Raw genomic sequence first — 21,018 nt, 5'->3', positions numbered from 1 at the left:
CGCCGCCGCTGCCTCTGGCCGACCCGGCTGAGCTTCGCGGGGAATGCCGCACTACGGATAACTTCGTTATGCAGCAGCCCTGATGGCAGGGCAGCGGACCACCTCCGCTCGCGCGGAGAACCCCCAAGAGCGACATCGCCGACCTCCTCGAAGACCGGACCACCTCCGCTCGCGCGGAGAACCCGAGTCGGCCACGATGACCGCCCTGCGGAATGCGGACCACCTCCGCTCGCGCGGAGAACCCGAACCCGCCCTCGTGCCCTATGAGAACTTGCGGGACTACGGACCACCTCCGCTCGCGCGGAGAACCCACGGCGCCCCGTCCCCTACCCCAACCCCTTTTCGGTTCACCTCCGCTCGCGCGGAGAACCCCTCCTGGACGTCGTGATCCGGCCCGGCAGCGGCGGACCACCTCCGCTCGCGCGGAGAACCCTCGACCCGGCCGAGGCCCAGCGCCCCGGTGACCGGACCACCTCCGCTCGCGCGGAGAACCCCAGCCGGTGCTGAGGATGACCCGCCCGCTGACCGGACCACCTCCGCTCGCGCGGAGAGCCCGAGCGCACCTCCCCCGGCAACGCGCACCAGCACGGACCACCTCCGCTCGCGCGGAGAACCCCTGGCCGGGCTGGCGTCGGCGTCGATGAGTTGCGGACCACCTCCGCTCGCGCGGAGAACCCTCGCCCGGCCTGCCACCGGGGGCCTCCAGTGGCGGACCACCTCCGCTCGCGCGGAGAACCCACCTGCCGCCAGTCCGCGTCCTTGGGCATCTCCGGACCACCTCCGCTCGCGCGGAGAACCCGGGACCCGGTCACGCACGATGACGATCTTGGCCGGACCACCTCCGCTCGCGCGGAGAACCCTCGGTGCCGCGCTTGACGACCTCGTAGCCCCACGGACCACCTCCGCTCGCGCGGAGAACCCGACCAGGCAGAAGAGGAGGCGGTAGGGCATCCAGGTAGTCGCGACGGACCACCTCCGCTCGCGCGGAGAACCCCCGAGCTCGCGGACCAGGGCGCTGTACTCGCCCGGACCACCTCCGCTCGCGCGGAGAACCCGAGTAGGTCCTGGCCGAGGTCGGGATCAGCCGCGGACCACCTCCGCTCGCGCGGAGAACCCGGCATCTCACGTACCCGGACATGCGCCGCCGACGGACCACCTCCGCTCGCGCGGAGAACCCATGGGCGGCCTGTCGTCCCATGAGGCGATCTTCGGACCACCTCCGCTCGCGCGGAGAACCCGACCAGAGCGCGGGCGACGGGCTCTTCGGTCGCGGACCACCTCCGCTCGCGCGGAGAACCCTCTGTCTCCAGCGCTGTCTCCAGGCGGTCGCACGGACCACCTCCGCTCGCGCGGAGAACCCCCCACCTGCGCAGTGAGCCCGGCCGAAGACTCCGGACCACCTCCGCTCGCGCGGAGAACCCCCCGGGGTCGCGGGCTGAGCGGCGGCCCGCAGCGGACCACCTCCGCTCGCGCGGAGAACCCTCTTCCTGAGCTGCGACGTTATAGGGGCTTTGCCGTCCCTTTGCCGAGAGGTGTGCTCGGCCGCAGGTTGGTAGCGTGCATGAGATGCACTGTAGACCGCACTATCTCTGAGGGGGCAGGAGCGGCTGAGCGGCGGGTTCCCCACTGTCGGCCGATCGATCGTGCTGCCCGACGCTCAGCGTCGAACAGCCCCCTCGGCGCGCTGCCATCCGAATCCTTTCGAGGCAGGGAGCACGAGCTAGCTGTGCTGTGCCGGATAGCGCGATGCTCCACGTGGGTGAAAAGAGCAGCGCCACCACCCGGGACGAAGCGGCCCGGCAGCCAGCAGCCAGCCTCCGTTCACCGGCATCAGGTGGTACTGGCCTCTGTCTCGTCTCCGTCGTCGGGGCGGAAGGCGATGAGAGTGAGGCCGTCGAAGTCCTGGGGGATCCGGCGTCATTCTCCCGCCGTGTGAAGAGTGAACCCCTGTTCGGTCGGGGCGGGGTGGAGGAGGACGGCGGCTCCGGTGCCGATGGACGCGGTGACGACGGACCAGAGCTCGTTCCGAACGCGGGCGGAGAGGGTTCCGACGTAGAGGCCGGGAGTCGGTTCGATCATCCAGCGCGTGAGTGCACCGCGGACGTGGTCGGGAACGGCAGTGGTGGCGAGGACGGTCATGATGGGCAAGAGCTCTCCCTGATGCAGCAGTGACCGGGGTTCGGCGGGGGGAGGAGCTTGGTCACAGCAGGTCGGGGGCCGGATCGTCGCGAGGGGCAGCCGGGACGGGCGGATCTGCCTGGGGCCTGTCGATGTCCGTCGGAGATCTGTCGGCATCCCGGGCGTAGTTGACGCCCGCGGCGACGGAACCGCCGCTCGGGTCCCAGAGGTTGACCATGCGGACCGTGTGGCCGTCGGGGAGTGGCTCCGCCTCGTCCGGGGCGAGGAGGCTTTGGACGTCGGCGACGATGCGGGGCAGGAGTTTGTACAGGCGCAGCTGTTCACGGAAGCCGCGACGAGCAGCTGCCTCCGGATTGTGCTGGTCGTGCAGGGAGAAGGCGAGTGGGACGGTCAGCTCGGCCTTGTACAGGTCGGCGATGTCGTACACGAAGGCGAGTTGCGAGCCCTGGTGGACGTAGCCGAGGGCTGGGGAGCAACCGAGGGCGGTGAGGGCGGCGTGGACGATGCCGTAGAGGCAGGTACTGGCTGAGGAGAGCGCGAGGTTGACGGGGTCCTGGGAATCCCAGGAGTCCGGATCGTAGTTGCGGCGGAAGCGGCCGATGCGGTGTTGCTGGGCGAGAAGTTTGTACAGGGTCTTCATCCGCTGCCCCTCCAGCCCTCGGAGTTGCTGGAGCGTGATGGTCGCGGGGACGGCGGTCTAGAAGCGGGTGGTGTACATGCGGCGGGCCACATCGAGGCGCCGGTCGGGGTCGCTCCAGTGGTGAACCTGCTGTTCGAGCCAGCGAGTGGTGAGGGCGGACGGGACGGTGGAGGAGTAGCAGCGCACACCACCGGACCCGACGCAGACGACGGTGGTGCCGTGGCGGGCGAACGTGGCGAGAGCGGGCTGGGTGATGGAGGTGCCGGGGCCGAGCAGGACGCAGGAGAGTGCGGAGGTGGGGATGTAGACGCGCGTCGTCTCGTTGTCGACGGTGGTGGTCTCCGCGCAGACGCCGGTGTCGTCCTGAACGATGCGGACGACGTCGGCGTAGAGGAACGAGAGGGAGTCACCCACCCGCAGCAGCAGGGCGAGCGTGGGCGCGGTGATGCAGCGCCGGGCGGGCGGAGCGGGCATGGCGCGGTTACTCCTGTGGGCGACGGAAGGTGATCGCTTAAGGACCAGGCGGTGGAGCTTGTCCTAGACCCTGGCCTTCGACCACTCCGAGATACCGCCGGCGGACGGTCGCCCAGGACGGGCCGAACGACGCTGAGGGTAACCGCTGCCAGGTGAACCCGACGTAGCTACGAGGACGGTCACGGCCAGCACCTCCCGGTCGCCGTGTCGACGCCCTTGCCCTGCGGCCGCGACGCCGCCTCCGGCACCACCCGCTGGAACAGTTCCCACAACTCGTCCGGCACCAGCCGCTCAACGACCCCACCATGACTCACAGACCACCGAGTCCCCCAAATGCGTTGATTTCTTAGCATGATAGAAAATTGCCGCATCGGACAGGAAGCGTTTCCTCCAGTGGCTTTCCAGTGAAGCGAACTTGGCTGCAGTGATCGATTTTTAAATTTAAGCGTTCATCATCGATCAATCTACCTGTTCGGTGAGGTTTCGTAGTCAAGTCCAGTAGGCTTTTGAAATGGTCATCGATAGCGGGCTTCCTTTGGATGTGCCCACGCCCCGTCTCGTCCAAGTCACTCCAGGGATGGCGGAGATCCTACTGTCCCGAACAGTAGTAAATCGTCGCTTGGACTGGGGGCAAGTAGATTTCTTGGCTGATGCAATTATCCGCGAAGAGTGGCAGTTGACACATCAGGGAATTGCCCTCGATGGGCCTCTTGATACTGGATTTCTACTTGACGGACAGCACCGATTGAATGCCGTCATCAAGGCCGGCATTGCCGTGTGGATTTACGTCTTTGAAGGACTTCCGAGAACGGCTTTTCCTGTCCTGGATACCGGGAAGCGTCGAAGCGGCGTGGACACTCTTTCTTCGACCGGTGAGAAGTATCTCCCCGTGCTTTACTCCACTATTCGCCACGTTATTCTGTTTAAAAACATGCCAGATTCCTCATGGAGTGGCAATGCGGCTCGAATCGCGAACGGTCGGATTCTTGCAGCCTATAACGAGGATAGCGGAATGTATCGAGATGCAGTGGCGATGGGCCGTGAGATTTCTAAGCATGTATTTGCTAGTCAAACTGGAATGGCGGTAGGATATTTTGTCACGACTGAGGCGGCCCCTGCAGTGAAGGCGGAAAGTTGGATTGACGGACTAACCTCAGGTGCAAATCTTGAAGTTGGAGATCCGCGGCTTGCACTGACCAAGGTCCCTCATGTGAAGAAGAGGGGTGCCAAGCGTCGATATACCATGCGTGAGCAAGTGGCAATTTACATTAAAGCGTGGAATGCCTGGGTTCAGGAAGAGAAGGTCGAGAAACTGAATTTTAAGAAGACAGAGAACATGCCTATGCCCGTAGAAGAGAAGTTCGACCGATGAATCGATGGCGCGCACACTAGGAGCTCGTAACACGATCTTGTTGAAGTGTGCTGGTTGGCCGTAACCGGTGTGACGATTCGGCCGTTCGTGATGGTGTGAGCGCTCGGCCGTGGATCGTGGACGACGACTTGTGGGCGCTGATCGAGCCGTTGCTGCCGCCGTGGCCGGAGCGGTCGCCGGGGTCGCGGCCGTGTCGGACCGGCTCTGTCTGCAGGGCATCCTGTTCGTCCTCTACAACGACATAGCCTGGCAACTTCTGCCCCTGGATCTGGGGTTCGGCTCGGGGCAGACGTGCTGGCGGCGTCTGGACCGGTGGCAGAAGGCAGGAGTCTTCGACCAACTGCATCGGGTCCTGCTCGCTGAGCTCAACGCGGCCGGTGAGCTCGACTGGTCGCGGGCACGTGTGGACGGCTCCCACGTCCGGGCGAAAAAGGGGGTGGCGACAACGGTTCGTCGCCGGTCGACCGGCGACGAACCGGCAGCAAGCACCACTTGATCTGCGACGGACGCGGCACCCGCTCAAAGTCATCACGACCGCGGCGAACGTCAACGACGTCACCCGGACCCTCGCCCTGGTCGACGGCATCCCACCCGTCGCGGGCCGCCCTGGCCGGCCCCGCCGCCGACCAGACGCCCTGCTCGGCGACAAGGGCTACGACTCCAACCCGAACCGGAAGGCGCTGCGCGAGCGCCGGTTCCTGCCTGTCATCTCGCGCAAGGGATCACCCAACATCAAGAGCATCGGCAAGCTCCGCTACGTCGTCGAGCAGACCTTCGCCCTGCTCCACCAGTTCAAGCGGCTCGCCGTGCGCTGGGAACGCCGCACTGAACTCCACGACGCCTTCGTCTCCCTAGCCTGCAGCCTGATCTGCTACCGACGCCTCAAGAAGACTCGCACATGATCGTGTTACGAGCTCTAAGGTAGGCCAGCGCTGCTGCGGAATAGTGCGTCCCCTGACTCGTTCATTACGACCACAGGTCTGCTTAGAGACTTGGCCAAGCGTTCAATGAAAGCGCGTGACAAAAATGCGTTACCGTCTGTCGGGTGTCGGGCAGTAATACTCACCTCAGTATTTCCCCATGAGGACTTAGTTACCCGCCATCCGATTTTCGTAAATGATGCCAGGATGAACTCATCTTCACTGATGCGTCGGCTGCGCGACAGCTTTTCCTCTGCTTGATTCACTTCCCCTTCTAGGCTCACTCCACGATATTCTATTTTTCGAACCAGCAGTAGAATTTCCTCAAGCATCTCCGCCTCGGACCGTTCAGCTGGATTTCGCACACCTTCTGGGAGAGGCAATTTTTGGGCCTCCTGGAGGGCGCTTTCCAATTCGGGCCAACTTCGCGTGAATGATCGCTCAAGGCGATCCTCCGAAACCGTTCGCCCGGATGATGCCTTGTTCAGGTCGCCAATGAGCTTCCGGACGTCTTGCCGATTTCCCCCTACGGTTGCCTGGAACTTGGATAGCGGTCCGGTTAGGTCTGTAATCTTCATACCTATGAGGAACGGGGTGACATGTGCGATCTCAAATTGTTTTGCAAGTGCCCCTGCTTCGAAGTTGATCCACGTCGATGCCTTGTTCTCGGGAGTCACGCAAATAATCCCGAAATCCGTTGCGGCAAGTTCGTGGGCGAGCTCATCCATCCCCCTACCGCCTTTGGCGATATCTTGACTTGAGACCCATGGGTCAATCTCTTGGATAACATCCGGAAGCCAGTGCTTGAGGGCTTCGGCAACTTTCCTGGAGCGCTCTCCGGACCAACTTAAGAACACTTTCATCAAGGGCTCTTCTCTTCAGCAACTCACTGTCAAAGGGTCAGGCTGTCATGGGCGCCGGTTTGATTTTAGCAGTTCCTCTTGCTCGACTTTGAGCGTGATGTAAGATTCGCGCACGTACGATAGAAAACCGCTTCCCGGGTGACGGATCAACGTAGAATCGTTAACGGCAACGGTTTCCCAGTCGGCCAATAGGGCATCGTAGGTAGCTGCATGAGCGCAGAAGTCAAGTACTACTGACGGCATCTCTCTTTCAATAATGAGATCTCCGCGAGTGGTGACGATTTCTCTTATCTGTTGGGCCCTTGGGGCGAATACCGTCTTAACCCACACGTGCCAACGCGTCGACACCGACTCGGTCAGCGAGCGCTCTGGCGATTCATCCGGATCAAGTGGAAAGTATGTGCTGCGATATTCTTTCCATGCTCTTTCGTTAGTTTCCGCCAAAACGAGAAGCGGGCCGTATAGGTCTTTTAGCTGGCTGCTAACCCAATTGATCCTTTCCTTTCTGAGAGATCTGCGAACTTCACCTCGGTGATTCATCCAGAAGACCATGATCGCGATTGCGACACCGGCCCCAGCCGTCACGATTGATGCGTACATCCCTGTCCTCCATGGTGTGGTCCGCAGGATATCCATGTGAAGTCCATGCTAAACCTCTCCGCCAATAGGAGTATTGTAATGTTATTTGCATTTCTGGGGTTGGTGGGATTGGTTACTGTGGCCGATGGCCAATCTCTTCCAAGCGGCTGTCGGAATATGAAATGCCCAGATTTCTGTTGCCCGTGGACCCCTCGCCGGCCGCGTTGCTGGTGGCCCCCATGTGCCGTGCGGTGCTCCCTGGTACAGCGCCTGTGCTGTCCGGCCGCAGTCGACCGTCGGAGGATACGTTCATGTGCTGGTGGAGCTCGTCCGGATCCTGGCTGCCGCGCAGGCGACGTCCTTGCCGAGCGCCCACGATTATCTTGCTGCTTCCTGCAGTGATGCCTTCGGCCGTCATATGGGGTGCGCAAGTACGTGATCAGGGAGGCTGCGTAGGAATGAAGGTGGGTAATCTCGTCCGGTGGTGCGAGGCCGATGATCTCACCCTGAAAGTCAAGGTCGCTCGCACACGTCCTTACCCTCAAAGAGGCACGCTCCATGACTATGGGCGCTTCGGCGTGTAAAGCCCGGGAACTCCCATGAGCAGGGTGGAGTCTGCAAGAAGCCTGTCGAGGGCGGCCTGAGCCTCAGGGGCTGGCGGACGCAGGGGAGGGGCGTCGTCCGGGATTGCATAGGTGACAAGTACCGTGACCACCACGGTCCGGTCCGCCGTCAGTCGCGGCACCACCCTGAGGCGAGAAGCGCCGATGTAGACGTGAGGTCTTTCCCCTTTCAGGTGGTTCCGAGGTCGACAGTGACGGAGAACGGAGCGCCAGTCTTGATGGCGCCGGTGAACATCTCGCCGTCCCGGTAAGCCTTGGTGGCGGGGTCGAGGACGTAGGTGTAGACGATCGGGACCCCGGTGGCGGCCTGCTCGATGCGCCAGTAGAAGGGGATGCCGGCCTTGGCGTACTGGTCCACCTTCACGATCCGGTCGGTGGTCTCCGAGCCGGGCGACACGACCTCGACGACCAGGAGCACGTGTTCGGGGCGGGTGGGCGTGAGGTCGATGGTCTCTGCTCGGTAGACGATGACGTCAGGGCGGCGGTTGGTGAGGGGGACATCCTGAAGGCGGACGTCGAAGTCGGTGTCGGCGTTCCAGTCCGGGCCCGCAGCCGAGTCCAAGGCGTTGGCCAGGATGCGGGCCAGCCGGTTGTGGCGCTTGGAGGCGCTCGGGCTCACGACGACCATCCCGTCCACGATCTCGATGCCGGCGCACTGCTCCTCGGACCAGGAGTCGTACTGCTCCGCGCTGATCTGCGTGTGCATCCATGCGGGCGCCACCATCTCGGCGGTCATGGAGTACCTCCTTGGAGGATGCGGTGCTGCTCGACTCAGCGTACTGCCCGCTTCCAGTCGGACACCGGCTTTGGCCCGAGGCAGAGCCTTTAGCGTCCGCGGGATGGCCGGGGTGCAAAAGGGGCGATCCGCATTCACCACGTGACGGCGCATGAGTGCAAATCGGTCAAGTGGGGCGGGGGCTCGCGGGCTGAACCGGTAGGGCCGTGCCGACGTGAGAGGCTGTGCCGCATGAACCGGCTGGCTGGTGTGACCTCGCCTTATCTGCTTCAGCATGCTGATAATCCCGTCGACTGGTGGCCCTGGGAAGCGGAAGCCTTCGAGGAGGCCCGGCGGCGTGATGTGCCCGTTCTGCTGTCGGTCGGCTACTCCGCGTGCCACTGGTGCCACGTCATGGCTCACGAGTCGTTCGAGGACGAGGCCGTGGCCGCCTACCTCAACGAGCACTTCGTGCCCGTGAAGGTCGACCGGGAGGAGCGGCCCGACGTCGACGCCGTGTACATGGAGGCCGTTCAGGCGGCCACCGGGCACGGGGGGTGGCCGATGACCGTGTTTCTCACGCCGGATGCCGAGCCCTTCTACTTCGGGACCTACTTCCCGCCCGAGCCCCGGCACGGGTCGCCCTCCTTCCGGCAGGTGCTCGAAGGCGTGGTGACCGCGTGGGCCGACCGACGGGAGGAGGTCGGTGAGGTGGCCGGGCGGATCGTCGCCGATCTCGCGGGGCGGTCACTGGCCCATGGCGGGGACGGGGTGCCGGGGGAAGCGGAGGCCGCTCAGGCGCTCCTCGGGCTGACCCGGGAGTACGACGAGCAGCGGGGCGGGTTCGGGGGCGCGCCCAAGTTCCCGCCGTCCATGACGCTGGAGTTCCTGTTGCGGCACTACGCCCGCACGGGAGCGGAAGGCGCCCTCCAGATGGCCGCCGACACCTGTACGGCGATGGCCCGGGGCGGTATCTACGACCAGCTCGGCGGCGGGTTCGCCCGCTATTCCGTGGACCGCGAGTGGATCGTGCCGCACTTCGAGAAGATGCTGTACGACAACGCCCTGCTGTGCCGGGTCTACGCGCACCTGTGGCGCACCACCGGCTCCGACGAGGCCCGCCGCGTCGCCCTGGAGACCGCCGACTTCATGGTGCGGGAACTGCGGACAGCCGAGGGCGGCTTCGCCTCCGCGCTGGACGCCGACAGCGCTGACGCGACCGGCCGGCAGGTCGAGGGCGCCTACTACGTGTGGACGCCCGACCAGCTGCGCGAGGTGCTGGGGGAGGACGACGCGGCCTTCGCCGCCGCGTACTTCGGGGTCACCGAGAAGGGCACCTTCGAGGAGGGGGCCTCCGTGCTGCGGCTGCCGGGGGACACCGGGCCCGTCGACGCCGACCGGGTCGCGGACGTACGGGCCCGGCTGCTGGCCGCCCGTGAGCAGCGCCCGCGCCCGGGGCGGGACGACAAGGTGGTCGCCGCCTGGAACGGGCTCGCGATCGCCGCGCTCGCCGAGACCGGGGCGTACTTCGACCGGCCCGACCTGGTCGAGCGGGCCACCGAGGCCGCCGATCTGCTGGTCCGGGTCCACCTGGGCGAGGTGGCCCGGCTGACCCGTACCTCTCGGGACGGGCGGGCGGGCGCCAACGCCGGGGTGCTGGAGGACTACGGCGACGTCGCCGAGGGGTTCCTCGCGCTGGCGGCCGTCACCGGCGAGGGCGTCTGGCTGGAGTTCGCCGGGTTCCTGCTGGACATCGTGCTGGAGCAGTTCACGGGCGAGGGCGGGCAGTTGTACGACACCGCCCACGACGCCGAGCGGCTCATCCGGCGACCCCAGGACCCGACCGACAGCGCCACCCCCGCCGGGTGGACCGCCGCCGCCGGGGCGCTTCTCGGCTACGCCGCGTACACCGGGTCCGAGGCCCACCGCACCGCCGCCGAGGGCGCGCTCGGCGTGGTCAAGGCGCTCGGCCCGCGCGCCCCCCGGTTCATCGGCTGGGGGCTCGCCGTTGCCGAGGCGCTGCTCGACGGGCCCCGCGAGGTGGCCGTCGCCGGGCCGGTCGGCGGTGAGCTGCACCGTACGGCGCTGCTGGGCCGGGCCCCTGGCGCGGTCGTCGCCGCGGGCGAGTGGCCGGGCGGCGCAGGCGAGTTCCCGCTGCTGGCGGATCGGCCGCTGGTGGGCGGTGCGCCGACCGCGTACGTCTGCCGGCACTTCGTCTGCGACGCACCCACGACGGACGCGGCGGAACTGGCGGCGAAGCTGGGCGGGTGACGCCCGGGGACGGGGGCGGCTGAAACCTGGATCTACGCACGCAGACCGTCCCGCCCGGGGACGGGAGCGGGGCGGGCGAGACGACTTACGGACCAGACGGTCACGGCCGGGTGCGGGGCGCGTGCCGCCCGGGTGCGGAGACGGTCGCATCCAGGCGCGGGGCGCGTGCCGCCCGCGTACGGGAGTGGGGGCCGGTCGCCGCGTGCGACCTGCCCCCACTCCCGTGGCTCCCGTGACGCGCCCCTACCCGTGCTGGTACGCCACCAGCGAGATGCCCACGTAGTGCGCCACGAACGCCGCCAGCGTCAGCGAGTGGAACACCTCGTGGAAGCCGAACCAGCGCGGCGACGGGTTCGGCTTCTTGATGCCGTAGATCACGCCGCCCGCGCTGTAGAGCACCCCGCCGACGATGACGAGGACCAGCACCGCGATCCCGCCCGCCCGCATGAAGTCGGGCAGGAAGAAGACCGCCGCCCAGCCCATCGCGATGTAGCACGGGGTGTACAGCCAGCGCGGCGCGCCGACCCAGAAGACCCGGAAGGCGATGCCCGCCGCGGCGGCCGCCCACACCGCCCAGAGCAGCGGCCGGGCGGTGGACTGCGGCAGCAGGAGCAGGGTCAGCGGCGTGTAGGTGCCCGCGATGATCAGGAAGATGTTCGCGTGGTCCAGGCGGCGCAGCACCGCCTCGCCGCGCGGCCCCCAGGTGCCGCGGTGGTAGACCGCGCTGACCCCGAACAGCAGGCAGGCGCTGAGGGTGTAGACCGCGCAGGCGATCCGGCCCGTCGTGGTGTCGGTGAGCGCGATCAGGGTGATGCCTGCGATCAGCACCGCCGGGAACATTCCGGCGTGCAGCCAGCCGCGCATCCGCGGTTTCACCGGCGTGGGATCGAGAACGACGGGGCCTCGGGATACGGCGCTAGTGGCGGCGTCAGTCATGCTCGCATGCTACCTACGCCACCGTAGGTAACAGATATGGAGCGCATACGAGTGGCGATGCTCACGTGTGAGGCCCCCTGGACATATGGGCGGAACGGTCGGATGATCAAATGAGTGCAGTCGGCACCGGATGAGCGCCAGGGGAACGAAGGGTTCGAAGCATCCGGGTCGCAGCCCCCACGGGGCCTCCAGACAACTGACACCCTCACCGTAGGAGCGATCGTGGCGCGCGACATCGCGGCTCCCCTCACCGTCCCCACCCACCACCAGGAGTTGATCTCCTGGGTCGACGAGATCGCAGCCATCACCCAGCCGGACCGGGTGGTCTGGTGCGACGGTTCCGAGGCCGAGTACGAGCGCCTGTGCGGGGAGCTCGTCGCCCAGGGCACGTTCACCAAGCTGGACGAGACCAAGCGGCCCAACTCGTACTACGCCGCCTCCGACCCCACCGACGTCGCCCGCGTCGAGGACCGTACGTTCATCTGTTCCCGGGAGGAGAAGGACGCGGGGCCCACGAACCACTGGAAGGACCCCGCCGAGATGCGGGAGATCTTCACCGGACAGGACGGGATCTTCCGCGGCTCGATGCGCGGACGCACCCTGTACGTCGTGCCCTTCTGCATGGGGCCCGTCGGCTCGCCGCTCTCCGCGATCGGCGTCGAGATCACCGACTCCGCGTACGTCGCCGTCGCCATGCGCACCATGACCCGCATGGGCCAGGACGTCCTGGACGAGCTGGGTGGCGACGGCTTCTTCGTCAAGGCCGTCCACACCCTCGGAGCCCCCCTGGCCGAGGGCGAGCAGGACGTCCCCTGGCCCTGCAACTCCACCAAGTACATCTCGCACTTCCCCGAGGACCGCGAGATCTGGTCCTACGGCTCCGGCTACGGCGGCAACGCCCTGCTCGGCAAGAAGTGCTACGCCCTGCGCATCGCCTCCGTGATGGCCCGCGACGAGGGCTGGCTCGCCGAGCACATGCTGATCCTCAAGCTCACCCCGCCGGCCGGGGAGGCCGAGGGCCCCAAGTACATCGCGGCCGCCTTCCCGTCCGCCTGCGGCAAGACCAACCTCGCCATGCTGGAGCCGACCATCCCCGGCTGGACCGTGGAGACCATCGGCGACGACATCGCCTGGATGCGCTTCGGCGAGGACGGCCGCCTCTACGCGATCAACCCCGAGGCCGGGTTCTTCGGCGTCGCGCCCGGCACCGGCGAGCACACCAACGCCAACGCCATGAAGACCATGTGGGGCAACTCCGTCTTCACCAACGTCGCGCTCACCGACGACGGCGACGTGTGGTGGGAGGGCATGACCGAGGAGCGGCCCGCGCACCTCACCGACTGGAAGGGCAACGACTGGACCCCCGCGTCCGGCACGCCCGCCGCCCACCCCAACGCCCGCTTCACCGTCCCCGCCGGACAGTGCCCGATCATCGCGCCCGAGTGGGAGGACCCCCAGGGCGTGCCGATCTCCGCGATCCTCTTCGGCGGCCGTCGCGCCTCCGCCGTCCCGCTGGTCACCGAGTCCTTCGACTGGCAGCACGGCGTCTTCCTCGGAGCCAACGTCGCCTCCGAGAAGACCGCCGCCGCCGAGGGCAAGGTCGGTGAGCTGCGCCGCGACCCGTTCGCCATGCTGCCGTTCTGCGGCTACAACATGGGCGACTACATGAACCACTGGGTCAAGGTCGGCGCCGACAAGGACCAGGCGAAGCTGCCGAAGATCTACTACGTGAACTGGTTCCGCAAGAACGCGGCCGGCACGTTCGTGTGGCCCGGCTTCGGCGAGAACAGCCGCGTCCTGAAGTGGATCGTGGAGCGCCTGGACGGCAAGGCCGAGGGCGTCGAGACGCCGATCGGCGTCCTGCCCGCCAAGGGTGCGCTGGACACCGAAGGCCTGGACCTCTCCGAGGCCGACCTCGACTTCCTGCTCACCGTCGACAAGGAAGTCTGGCGCGAGGAGGCCGCCCTGGTCCCCGAGCACCTCAACACCTTCGGTGACCACACGCCCAAGGAGCTGTGGGACGAGTACCACGCGCTGGTCAAGCGCCTGGGCTGAGCCGCGCGGCGGGGGCGGGGGCAGGGGACGGGGTTGTCGCGAGCCGTGCGGCGGTGGGCGGGGCGCGGGCAGTGGTGCGCAGGGACGCCGCTCGAGTCGTACGCCGAGGTGTCGTCCGAGTCGTACGCCAGCACCCGCCCGCGCCATGCGGCCGGGGCGCCGCCCGCACTGTAAGCCGCGTGCCGCCCGCGCCGTGCGCGTACGCCCCCGCCTGCCACCCGCCCGTCCACCTGACTCCGCGGCCGGGTCCATCGGACACCGCCCTGACCTGTGGGGCCGACGACCCGCCGCGGTGCGGGGCTGCCGGAGACGACAGCCCCTGAGGGGTCCCCGACCAAGGATGCCCTCCCGGCCCCTGGAACCCCCTCATGGTTCCGGGGGCCGACCCTTTTCCGGCCCTCTTTCCCCTGCCCGTTTCCGCTGCGTGGACGGGACTTCGCGCCGATGACGCCCTGCCCGTGAGCCCGGCCGGCACGGCCCCCTACGCCGTGCCGCCCCGGTCCTCCAGATACCTCGTGTGCGACCGCTGGCGCAGCTCCTCCGCCTCCCGCAACGCGTCCACCAGCGCCTGTGCCTCCCCGTGCAGCAGCGACAGCTGCCGCTCCAGCTCCTCCTCCGGTGCCCGTGCGCCCGGCGCGAGCCGCGTCCACCACCGCGTCCGCAGATACGCGTCGACGGACTCCGGAACGTCCCGGCGCACCGCCCGCGCCAGGACGTGTACGGCCTCCGGGTCGTCCGCCAGCGCCTCGGACACCCAGCCGGGGGCCAGCAGCCCGTCCAGCAGGCCGGTCAGCTCGGTGAGCCGGTCCGCCGCGGCGGGCGGCAGGTCCACCTCGTCCAGGTACGCCCGCAGGGTTCCCAGACCGGCCCGCAGTTCGTCCAGCCGCGACGAGGGTTCCTCGAACTCCGGGGCGGGCGGGCGGCGCGGCGGGGCCAGCAGCGCGCCCGCCCCGTAGAGCCCGGCGACCACCACGGGCCAGTACGGGCCTGCGACCCCGGTGAAGGTCAGGACCAGTCCGCCGAGGGCCGCGGTGCACCCGGTCAGGTTCCGGGCCGACTCCAGATAGCCGAGAACCCGGGCCGCCGCGGATTTCCCCTCCGGCGGGCGCCTACTGGTAGCCACGGATCTCCTCGAACGCCCCGTCCAGCGAGCCGGGCCCCTCCTCCTTCGTCCCGTCGAAGAGCCGGCCACCGGTCAGCGCGGCGATCGCGTCCAGCTCCGAGCGGTCGGAGTCCCCGAACACGATCGGGAACACCGGGGTGACCTGCCGGGCCGCCGGGAGCGCCCGGTAGAACGCCGTGAACTCGGCCGCCGACCGGCCCGCCGTGTTCTCGCCGTCCGTCATCAGCACGATGGAGGTGAACGCGGACTCGGTGTCCGGGCCCAGGTGGTCGTAGGCGGCGGCCAGCGACGAGTAGATCGCCGTGTCCCCCTCGGCCGTCAGCGCCGCCGCGTCCGCCCGGATCGCCGCCGGGCCCGCCTTCGGGTCGGCCGGGTCGACGGTGTGGGTGCGGACCTGCTTGACGGCCGAACCGAACGGCAGCAGCGTGACCTGCTCACGCTGGCGGAAGTCGTCGGTCAGTCCGTTCAGCGCGGACTTCAGCTGGGCCAGCCGCCCGCCTCTCATCGACCCGGAGGTGTCCAGCACGTACACCGTCCGCGAGGGACGCCTCAGCCGGTGCTCGTACGAGGACAGCAGCCCGTCCGCGACCGATCGCGTGCCGGGGAAGGGCAGTTCGCGGCGCTGCTCGGGTGAGAGCGGGTCGGCGGGGCGCGCGGCGGCGACGACCGGGCGGCGCAGCGTCAGCGCGGTGATCTCCCGCTGCACCTCCGCAGACCGGAAGTGCTCGGCCAGGGTTCGCACCGCGTCCCGGGCCTCCGGTGCGGCGGCGGTGAGCGCGCTGAGCGGGTAGTCGGCCGTCACCACCCCGTCGCGGGGGCGGATCACCGTCAGCCCGGCGCCGCTGTCCCGGTTCAGCGACAGCAGCACCGACTCGTAGTTGATCAGCCCGTCCACGGTGGAGCGCCGGGCGTACGCGGAGGCCAGCCAGCCCGAGGACCCCGAGGTCAGCCGCTGCCCCGCGAAGAACTCCTTCAGCTTCGGCGCGGCCCTGCGGACATCGGCGTCGGTCAGCGCGGCCTGCGCGCCGGACAGCCCGGACGCCACCGAGATCAGCGCGGCGAAACCGGAGTTGGAGCGGTTCGGGTCGGTCATCCCGTACGTCAGGTCTCCGGCCGCGACCGCCCGGTGGACCTGCGCCCAGCTCACCGCCTCCGGGTCCCAGCCGAGCTTGCGCACCGTCGCGGGCCGCACCCCGAGGGCGACCGGGGAGGCCATCAGCGGGGTCTCGGAGGCGATCCGGCGGGCGGCCTCCGGGTCGAGCCGCAGATAGTCGTTGGACGACAGCCACACCGCGTCGAACGCCCCGTCCGCCTTCCCCGACGCCAGGTGCTCGACGGCATCCAGCGTGCCCGTCCAGGTGGGCCGCACGGTGATCCCGGTCGCCTCCCGGGCCTTGGCCAACAGCGGCTCCATGTCGCTGAGTTCACTGGAGGCCAGCACCCGGAGCGTGCCCGCCCGCGGCCGCCCGTCGTCGGCCCGGCCGCTGTCCGGGCCGGAGCTCCCCTCCGTGGTGCAGGCGGCGAGCGGGGTGAGCAGCACCGTGGCCAGCAGCGGAAGGAGCGTACGCCGGACCAGGAAGGAGCCCCCTCTCGCGCGGCGGCTCATGACCGGCCCCCGTCCAGCGCCCGGTCCGCGGCGCGACTGCGGTCCAACCGGGCTCCGGCCACCTGGAGTTCGGCGGTCAGCGACTCCACGGTGGCCGCCATGGTCTCGGTCGCCCGCGCCTTGTAGGTGTCGATGGCGTCGAGCGTCGCGTAGATCTGCCCGAACGCCTCCCGCAGGGTCTCCATGCCGACCGCCGGATCGGCCGCGATGCGCTGGATCTCCCCGTTCTGCGTGGCGAGCATCTCCGCGTTGCCCCGGATCAGGTCCTCGGTGGTGGAGCGCAGCACCCGCACCTGCTCGGTCACCTGGCGCTGGTTCTCCAGGGCCGATGACAGCATCACGGCGATCCGCAGCGCCGAGACGGTGGTGGTGGCCGCCCGGTCGACGCCCTTGATCAGCTCGTCGTTGTTGCGCCGCACCACGTCCATCGCCAGATACCCCTGGGCGCAGACCGCGATCTGGGTCAGCAGGTCCTGGTGCTTCTGCCGTACGGGGAAGAGGACGTCGGCCCGCAGCGCGTCGGCCCGCACCGGGTCGCCCGCCGTCTCCGCCTCCGCGATCCGCCGCTCCACGACCCCGTCGAGGGCCTCGGTGAGGACCGCGTACTCCTGCAACGTGCCCATGGTCTCCCACAGGCGGGTCCGCTCGGTGTGCAACGCGGCGTTGTCGCGGCGCAGTTCGTCCTGACCGCCGCGGAGCGAGCCGACGATCCGGTCCAGCGTGCCCTTGGCGGAGGCGTACGCGGCGACGTGGTCGCGCAGCCGTCGCCCGCCCGGCAGCCGGGACAGCAGCCGCCGTGCCCCACGCCCGGGGGTGTCACGCGGATCGAGGTCCTCCACCGTGCGGCGCAGCTCGACCAGCGAGCTCCCCACCCGGGCCGGGGCGTCGCCCTCGCCGGAGGCCAGCGAGCGGACGGTGCGCTCCAGCATCCGGTTGGACTGCTGGGCGGCGCCGCGGATGTCGCCCTGCCCGAGCGCGGCGATCTCCTCGACCCGCGCGCCGAACTCGGGCGAGCGGGCGTCCAGTTGGGCGAGCCCGTCGACGTACTCCTCGGCCCGCCGGAGCATGTCGTCCCGCACCGCGTCCCCGACCGGGACGAGCCCGGACGCCTGCCCGGCGCGGACGGGGGCCACGGGCTCCGGCGGGGTGAGCGTCAGCGGGGCGGCCGGTGGGCTGTAGGGGCGTCGGGGGTCCTGGGGCCCGGTGTTCTGGGACATGGTGGTGGTCTCCTGTGCGGCGGGTGCGGGTACGGGAGCTGCGGCGGGTGCGTTGCGCGGCGTGCGGGTGCGGGTGGTGCGCACCGGGGTGCGGGTGTGCGGCCCGGGGTCCTGGTGCGGATCCGGTCCACTTCCGGATCCGCCTGCCGTTCCGGGGCGCGGGGCGCGGGGCGGGGGAGTCCGGGGGTCGTCAGCCGCGGGCCCGCTGCGCCATCGAGCGCAGCACCTCCGCGGTGGGCACGGGCGCCTGACGTACGCCGGTCAGCCGCTGGTCGATGTAGGCGGTGTGGGCCGCGGTCGCCGCGCCGAACTCGGCCGCCGCGCCCTGGGGCCGGAAGCCGTGCCGTACCGCCAGCTTCCGCAGTTCGGGGTCGGTGGACAGCAGCTCGCCCAGCTCACGGCCCTCGTCGCTCAGGGGGACGAGGGTGTGGTCGCTGGAGACCGTGGTGTCCGGGTAGAGGACGACGAGATCGCCGATCTCCTGTCGCTGACTGCTCATCAGGAGTGCGGCCACCTGCGACTCGTAGACCAGGACGAGGGGGTTGCCCACCCCGCTGACGAAGTCGCGGAACGGCGCGTCGCTGCTGGTCTGCTGTGCGCCCTGCACCTGGACGAGCTTGCGCATCAGCGGCGCGGTGCGCTCCACGGCCCGCGCGTCGGTGGCGACCCGGCCGCCGTCGGCGACGTACGAGGCCGCGGCGAGGTAGAGGGCCCCGGAGTTGGACGCGACGGGGTCGGTGCTGGTGATGAACACCGTGCCGCTCAACTCGGCGTGTCCGGAGGCCCCTTCGAACTGCTGCCAGGTCCGGTCGTCCTGCGCCGCGGCCAGGTAGGGGTCCATGAGCAGGGTCCCCTGTGTGGTGAACTTCGAGCCGTTCTCGGCGCGCAGCCGGGCCAGTCCGTTGGCGGCGAGCACCTCGGCCGCGTTGCGGTGGGCCACCACGACGAGCGGGGAGTAGAAGGGGCGCAGCGGACCGCCCTGGACCCCGGCGCGCCGACGCAGCTCGTCGGCCGGGGCCTTGGAGCCGGGGAACGCGAAGTCGTAACCCGTCAGGGGCAGTCGGTCCATCGCCCAGGACCCGGAGGTCTCCGTCCGGACGGTGAACCCCTTGGCCGCGAGGGCCTTCACGGTGTCGGGGTCGGCGAAGAACTCGGCCTTCTCCGACCCGATCACTCCGCGAACGGTCCGGGCGGCCTTGCCGTCGTCCCCGCTGCCCCCGTTGTCGCGGCCCAAGGCGACCGCCCCGGCCACGCCGGCGATCAGGAGGACCGCCAGGACGATTCCCACGATGCGTCTCACCTGAGCAGCGTGCTCCCGGAAACCCACATTCCGGGCTGGGTCGGGTGTACGGGAGATGAAGGAGCCATCCCGGAATGCAACGGACCTGGAGGGGGCGGGCGACTCCAGGGTCCATGGCTCCCGGCGGCTCCGGGGGGTGTGGCACCAGCTGCGGGGGTGGTGAGCCACCGGCCCCGGGGGGTAGTGCGGCACCGGCCCAGGGGGGGCACCTGCCCAGGGGGCACCGGCCCCGAGGGGTTTGTGGCACCCGGTCCGCGCGCCCTCACGGCACGCGGACCGGGGCCGTCAGTGGGCGCCGACCAGCCGTTCCGCGGAAGCGTGGGCGTCGGCGGAGGCGGCGAGGGCCGCGGTGTGGGCGTCCATCCGCTCGGCGGAGAGGATGGCGGCGGTCGTGTCGGCGCGCGAGGCGGCCACCACCAGGGCGCGGCCAGCGAGGGCGTGGGCGCGGCGGTGGAGGTCGGCCGGGGACGCGTCGGTCAGCGCGGCGTGCCGGGCGGGCGGGGCGCCGCGCAGCCGGGCGACCTGCCCGGCGATGCGGTCGCCCGCCGGGGCGAGGCCCAGTTCGTCGGTGACCGCGAGGAGCGCGGCGAGATGTCCGGCGAGCTGGATGTCCAGCTCCTCCTCGCGGCTGCGGTGCGGAAAGTCCGCGTCGTCGGCAAGGGTGTGGACCGATGTGCTGCGGATCGGCTCGTACATGGATGGCCTCCCGATGGTGCGTGCACCCATCCTACCTTAGATCAAGTCTAAAGTTGTGAGTGGTCCGGGAGGGTGGTCGTCCTACGGCTGTCCGTAACCGTCCAGGAAGGTGCCGATCCTGGTCACCGCGTCGGTCAGGTCCTCGGCCGTCGGCAGGGTGACCAGCCGGAAGTGATCGGGCTCCGGCCAGTTGAATCCGGTGCCCTGCACGACCATGATCTTCTCGGCCCGCAGCAGGTCCAGGACCATCCGCCGGTCGTCCTTGATCTTGTAGACCTTGGGGTCGAGCCGGGGGAAGAGGTACAGCGCCCCCTTCGGCTTCACGCAGGTCACGCCGGGGATCGAGGTCAGCAGGTCGTACGCGGTGTCCCGCTGCTCCAGGATCCGGCCGCCCGGCAGCACCAGGTCCTCGATGGACTGCCGCCCGCCGAGCGCGGTGGCCACGGCGTGCTGCGAGGGCATGTTGGCGCACAGCCGCATGTTGGCGAGGATCGTCAGCCCCTCGATGTACGAGGTGGCGTGCGCCTTCGGGCCGCAGACCGCCAGCCAGCCGGAGCGGTAGCCCGCCACCCGGTAGTTCTTGGAGAGGCCGTTGAAGGTCAGCACCATCAGGTCGGGGGCGAGCGCGGCCGTCGGGGTGTGCGTGGCGCCGTCGTACAGGATCCGGTCGTAGATCTCGTCGGAGCACACGATGAGGTTGTGGCGGCGGGCGATCTCGGTGAGCCCGCGCAGCATCTCCTCGTCGTACACCGCGCCGGTGGGGTTGTTCGGGTTGATGATCACCAGGGCCTTGGTGCGGTCGGTGATCTTCCGCTCGATGTCGGCGAGGTCCGGCATCCAGTCGGCCTGTTCGTCGCAGCGGTAGTGCACGGCCGTCCCGCCCGCCAGGGAGACCGACGCGGTCCACAGCGGATAGTCCGGGGCCGGTACGAGCACCTCGTCGCCGTCGTCCAGCAGCGCCTGCATCGACATCTGGATCAGCTCGGAGACGCCGTTGCCCAGGTAGACGTCCTCGACGTCCAGGTCGATGCCCTTGGTCTGGTAGTGCTGCATCACCGCCCGGCGCGCGGACAGCAGGCCCTTCGCGTCGCCGTAGCCGTGCGCGCCCGCGAGGTTGCGCAGGATGTCCTCGAGGATCTCCGGCGGGCACTCGAACCCGAACGCGGCCGGGTTGCCCGTGTTGAGCTTGAGGATGCGGTGACCGGCCGCTTCCAGCCGCATCGCCTCCTCCAGTACGGGGCCCCGGATCTCGTAACAGACATTGGCGAGCTTCGTGGACTGGATGACCTGCATGTCCGCGAGCTTACGGCCGCGTTTCGGGAGGTGCGCGGGGATTGCCCCACCCGTACGCCCGCCGGACACCCGCACCGCCCCGCCCCGGCTTCCATCACGATGCCCGCCGCCGCCCCGGCCCCTGGGATCGCCCGGTCGCGACGGCGCTACGGCTTGGAATGGAGCGCGAGCCCCCCGGACGGGTGAGATACGCCAC

At 68.9% G+C, this 21,018-nt stretch carries 13 protein-coding genes, 3 pseudogenes and 1 CRISPR repeat array; of the genes and pseudogenes, 4 read left to right on the top strand and 12 right to left on the bottom strand.

Annotated features, from left to right (window positions below):
* Positions 1-94: 94 nt before the first annotated feature.
* Positions 95-1,482: direct repeats of the CRISPR family, unit length 29 nt; unit sequence CGGACCACCTCCGCTCGCGCGGAGAACCC.
* Positions 1,483-1,920: 438 nt separating this feature from the next.
* Positions 1,921-2,148 (bottom strand): annotated as a pseudogene (cas2e, locus tag ACIRRU_RS10860) (type I-E CRISPR-associated endoribonuclease Cas2e); the annotation flags it as partial.
* 52 nt (positions 2,149-2,200) lie between these two features.
* Positions 2,201-3,253, bottom strand: a pseudogene (gene cas1e, locus ACIRRU_RS10855) (type I-E CRISPR-associated endonuclease Cas1e).
* A gap of 511 nt (positions 3,254-3,764) precedes the next feature.
* On the opposite strand from cas1e, the gene ACIRRU_RS10850 reads away from it, so the two are divergent.
* Both ACIRRU_RS10850 and ACIRRU_RS10845 read left to right on the top strand, forming a co-directional pair.
* On the top strand, positions 3,765-4,625 hold the full coding sequence (locus ACIRRU_RS10850; RefSeq protein ID WP_403678637.1) for a hypothetical protein: 861 nt from the start codon (positions 3,765-3,767) through the stop codon (positions 4,623-4,625).
* A gap of 113 nt (positions 4,626-4,738) precedes the next feature.
* Positions 4,739-5,527, top strand: a pseudogene (locus ACIRRU_RS10845) (IS5 family transposase).
* A gap of 14 nt (positions 5,528-5,541) precedes the next feature.
* Here the strand turns inward: ACIRRU_RS10845 and ACIRRU_RS10840 are convergent.
* The 3 genes from ACIRRU_RS10840 to ACIRRU_RS10830 form a co-directional block, all read right to left on the bottom strand.
* Positions 5,542-6,408 (bottom strand): TIR domain-containing protein, encoded by an 867-nt coding sequence (locus tag ACIRRU_RS10840; protein WP_403678635.1) that lies wholly within the window; start codon positions 6,406-6,408, stop codon positions 5,542-5,544.
* A 45-nt stretch (positions 6,409-6,453) separates the two neighbouring features.
* A complete protein-coding gene (locus ACIRRU_RS10835) occupies positions 6,454-7,008 on the bottom strand; it encodes a hypothetical protein (protein WP_403678633.1) in 555 nt (184 codons plus the stop codon).
* Positions 7,009-7,779: 771 nt separating this feature from the next.
* Positions 7,780-8,346: a Uma2 family endonuclease gene (locus ACIRRU_RS10830; RefSeq protein WP_403678632.1), complete on the bottom strand. Its 567-nt coding sequence runs from the start codon at positions 8,344-8,346 to the stop codon at positions 7,780-7,782.
* Between the two features lie 231 nt (positions 8,347-8,577).
* On the opposite strand from ACIRRU_RS10830, the gene ACIRRU_RS10825 reads away from it, so the two are divergent.
* Positions 8,578-10,596, top strand: coding sequence for a thioredoxin domain-containing protein (locus tag ACIRRU_RS10825; RefSeq protein ID WP_403678630.1), 2,019 nt, complete (start codon positions 8,578-8,580; stop codon positions 10,594-10,596).
* 243 nt (positions 10,597-10,839) lie between these two features.
* Here ACIRRU_RS10825 and ACIRRU_RS10820 read toward each other — a convergent pair whose 3' ends face one another.
* Complete coding sequence (locus tag ACIRRU_RS10820) at positions 10,840-11,532, bottom strand: hemolysin III family protein (protein ID WP_403678629.1); 693 nt, start codon at positions 11,530-11,532, stop codon at positions 10,840-10,842.
* Positions 11,533-11,754: 222 nt separating this feature from the next.
* Between ACIRRU_RS10820 and ACIRRU_RS10815 the strand changes: the two genes are divergently transcribed.
* Positions 11,755-13,587 (top strand): phosphoenolpyruvate carboxykinase (GTP), encoded by a 1,833-nt coding sequence (locus tag ACIRRU_RS10815; protein WP_403678627.1) that lies wholly within the window; start codon positions 11,755-11,757, stop codon positions 13,585-13,587.
* 481 nt (positions 13,588-14,068) lie between these two features.
* Here the strand turns inward: ACIRRU_RS10815 and ACIRRU_RS10810 are convergent, their stop codons facing one another.
* From ACIRRU_RS10810 to ACIRRU_RS10785, 6 genes are all read right to left on the bottom strand, one after another.
* Positions 14,069-14,710 (bottom strand): hypothetical protein, encoded by a 642-nt coding sequence (locus ACIRRU_RS10810; RefSeq protein ID WP_403678625.1) that lies wholly within the window; start codon positions 14,708-14,710, stop codon positions 14,069-14,071.
* The gene (locus tag ACIRRU_RS10805; RefSeq protein WP_403678623.1) at positions 14,697-16,316 is read right to left on the bottom strand and encodes a substrate-binding domain-containing protein; all 1,620 of its coding nucleotides are present in this window, start codon (positions 16,314-16,316) and stop codon (positions 14,697-14,699) included. The genes ACIRRU_RS10810 and ACIRRU_RS10805 overlap by 14 nt, the downstream gene beginning before the upstream one ends.
* Positions 16,313-17,533, bottom strand: coding sequence for a toxic anion resistance protein (locus tag ACIRRU_RS10800; protein WP_403678621.1), 1,221 nt, complete (start codon positions 17,531-17,533; stop codon positions 16,313-16,315). The genes ACIRRU_RS10805 and ACIRRU_RS10800 overlap by 4 nt, the downstream gene beginning before the upstream one ends.
* A 190-nt stretch (positions 17,534-17,723) precedes the next feature.
* On the bottom strand, positions 17,724-18,860 hold the full coding sequence (locus tag ACIRRU_RS10795; protein WP_403678620.1) for a hypothetical protein: 1,137 nt from the start codon (positions 18,858-18,860) through the stop codon (positions 17,724-17,726).
* 258 nt (positions 18,861-19,118) lie between these two features.
* Complete coding sequence (locus ACIRRU_RS10790; RefSeq protein ID WP_403678618.1) at positions 19,119-19,529, bottom strand: hypothetical protein; 411 nt, start codon at positions 19,527-19,529, stop codon at positions 19,119-19,121.
* Positions 19,530-19,610: 81 nt separating this feature from the next.
* Positions 19,611-20,822 carry a pyridoxal phosphate-dependent aminotransferase gene (locus tag ACIRRU_RS10785; protein WP_363202879.1) on the bottom strand — a complete coding sequence of 404 codons (1,212 nt, stop codon included), beginning with the start codon at positions 20,820-20,822 and terminating at the stop codon, positions 19,611-19,613.
* Positions 20,823-21,018 lie beyond the last annotated feature (196 nt).

Source organism: Streptomyces sp. NPDC101181, from assembly GCF_044767975.1.
Lineage (GTDB): Bacteria > Actinomycetota > Actinomycetes > Streptomycetales > Streptomycetaceae > Streptomyces.
The sequence above is the reverse complement of the archived record's forward strand: the minus strand, read 5'-3'. Positions and strand labels throughout refer to the sequence as shown.

Bases quoted from the DNA above. Each gene is read 5' to 3' on its own strand.
- ACIRRU_RS10850 (WP_403678637.1), top strand. From the start codon at position 3,765: ATGGTCATCGATAGCGGGCTTCCTTTGGATGTGCCCACGCCCCGTCTC.
- ACIRRU_RS10840 (WP_403678635.1), bottom strand. From the start codon at position 6,408: ATGAAAGTGTTCTTAAGTTGGTCCGGAGAGCGCTCCAGGAAAGTTGCC.
- ACIRRU_RS10835 (WP_403678633.1), bottom strand. From the start codon at position 7,008: ATGTACGCATCAATCGTGACGGCTGGGGCCGGTGTCGCAATCGCGATC.
- ACIRRU_RS10830 (WP_403678632.1), bottom strand. From the start codon at position 8,346: ATGACCGCCGAGATGGTGGCGCCCGCATGGATGCACACGCAGATCAGC.
- ACIRRU_RS10825 (WP_403678630.1), top strand. From the start codon at position 8,578: ATGAACCGGCTGGCTGGTGTGACCTCGCCTTATCTGCTTCAGCATGCT.
- ACIRRU_RS10820 (WP_403678629.1), bottom strand. From the start codon at position 11,532: ATGACTGACGCCGCCACTAGCGCCGTATCCCGAGGCCCCGTCGTTCTC.
- ACIRRU_RS10805 (WP_403678623.1), bottom strand. From the start codon at position 16,316: ATGAGCCGCCGCGCGAGAGGGGGCTCCTTCCTGGTCCGGCGTACGCTC.
- ACIRRU_RS10800 (WP_403678621.1), bottom strand. From the start codon at position 17,533: ATGTCCCAGAACACCGGGCCCCAGGACCCCCGACGCCCCTACAGCCCA.
- ACIRRU_RS10790 (WP_403678618.1), bottom strand. From the start codon at position 19,529: ATGTACGAGCCGATCCGCAGCACATCGGTCCACACCCTTGCCGACGAC.
- ACIRRU_RS10785 (WP_363202879.1), bottom strand. From the start codon at position 20,822: ATGCAGGTCATCCAGTCCACGAAGCTCGCCAATGTCTGTTACGAGATC.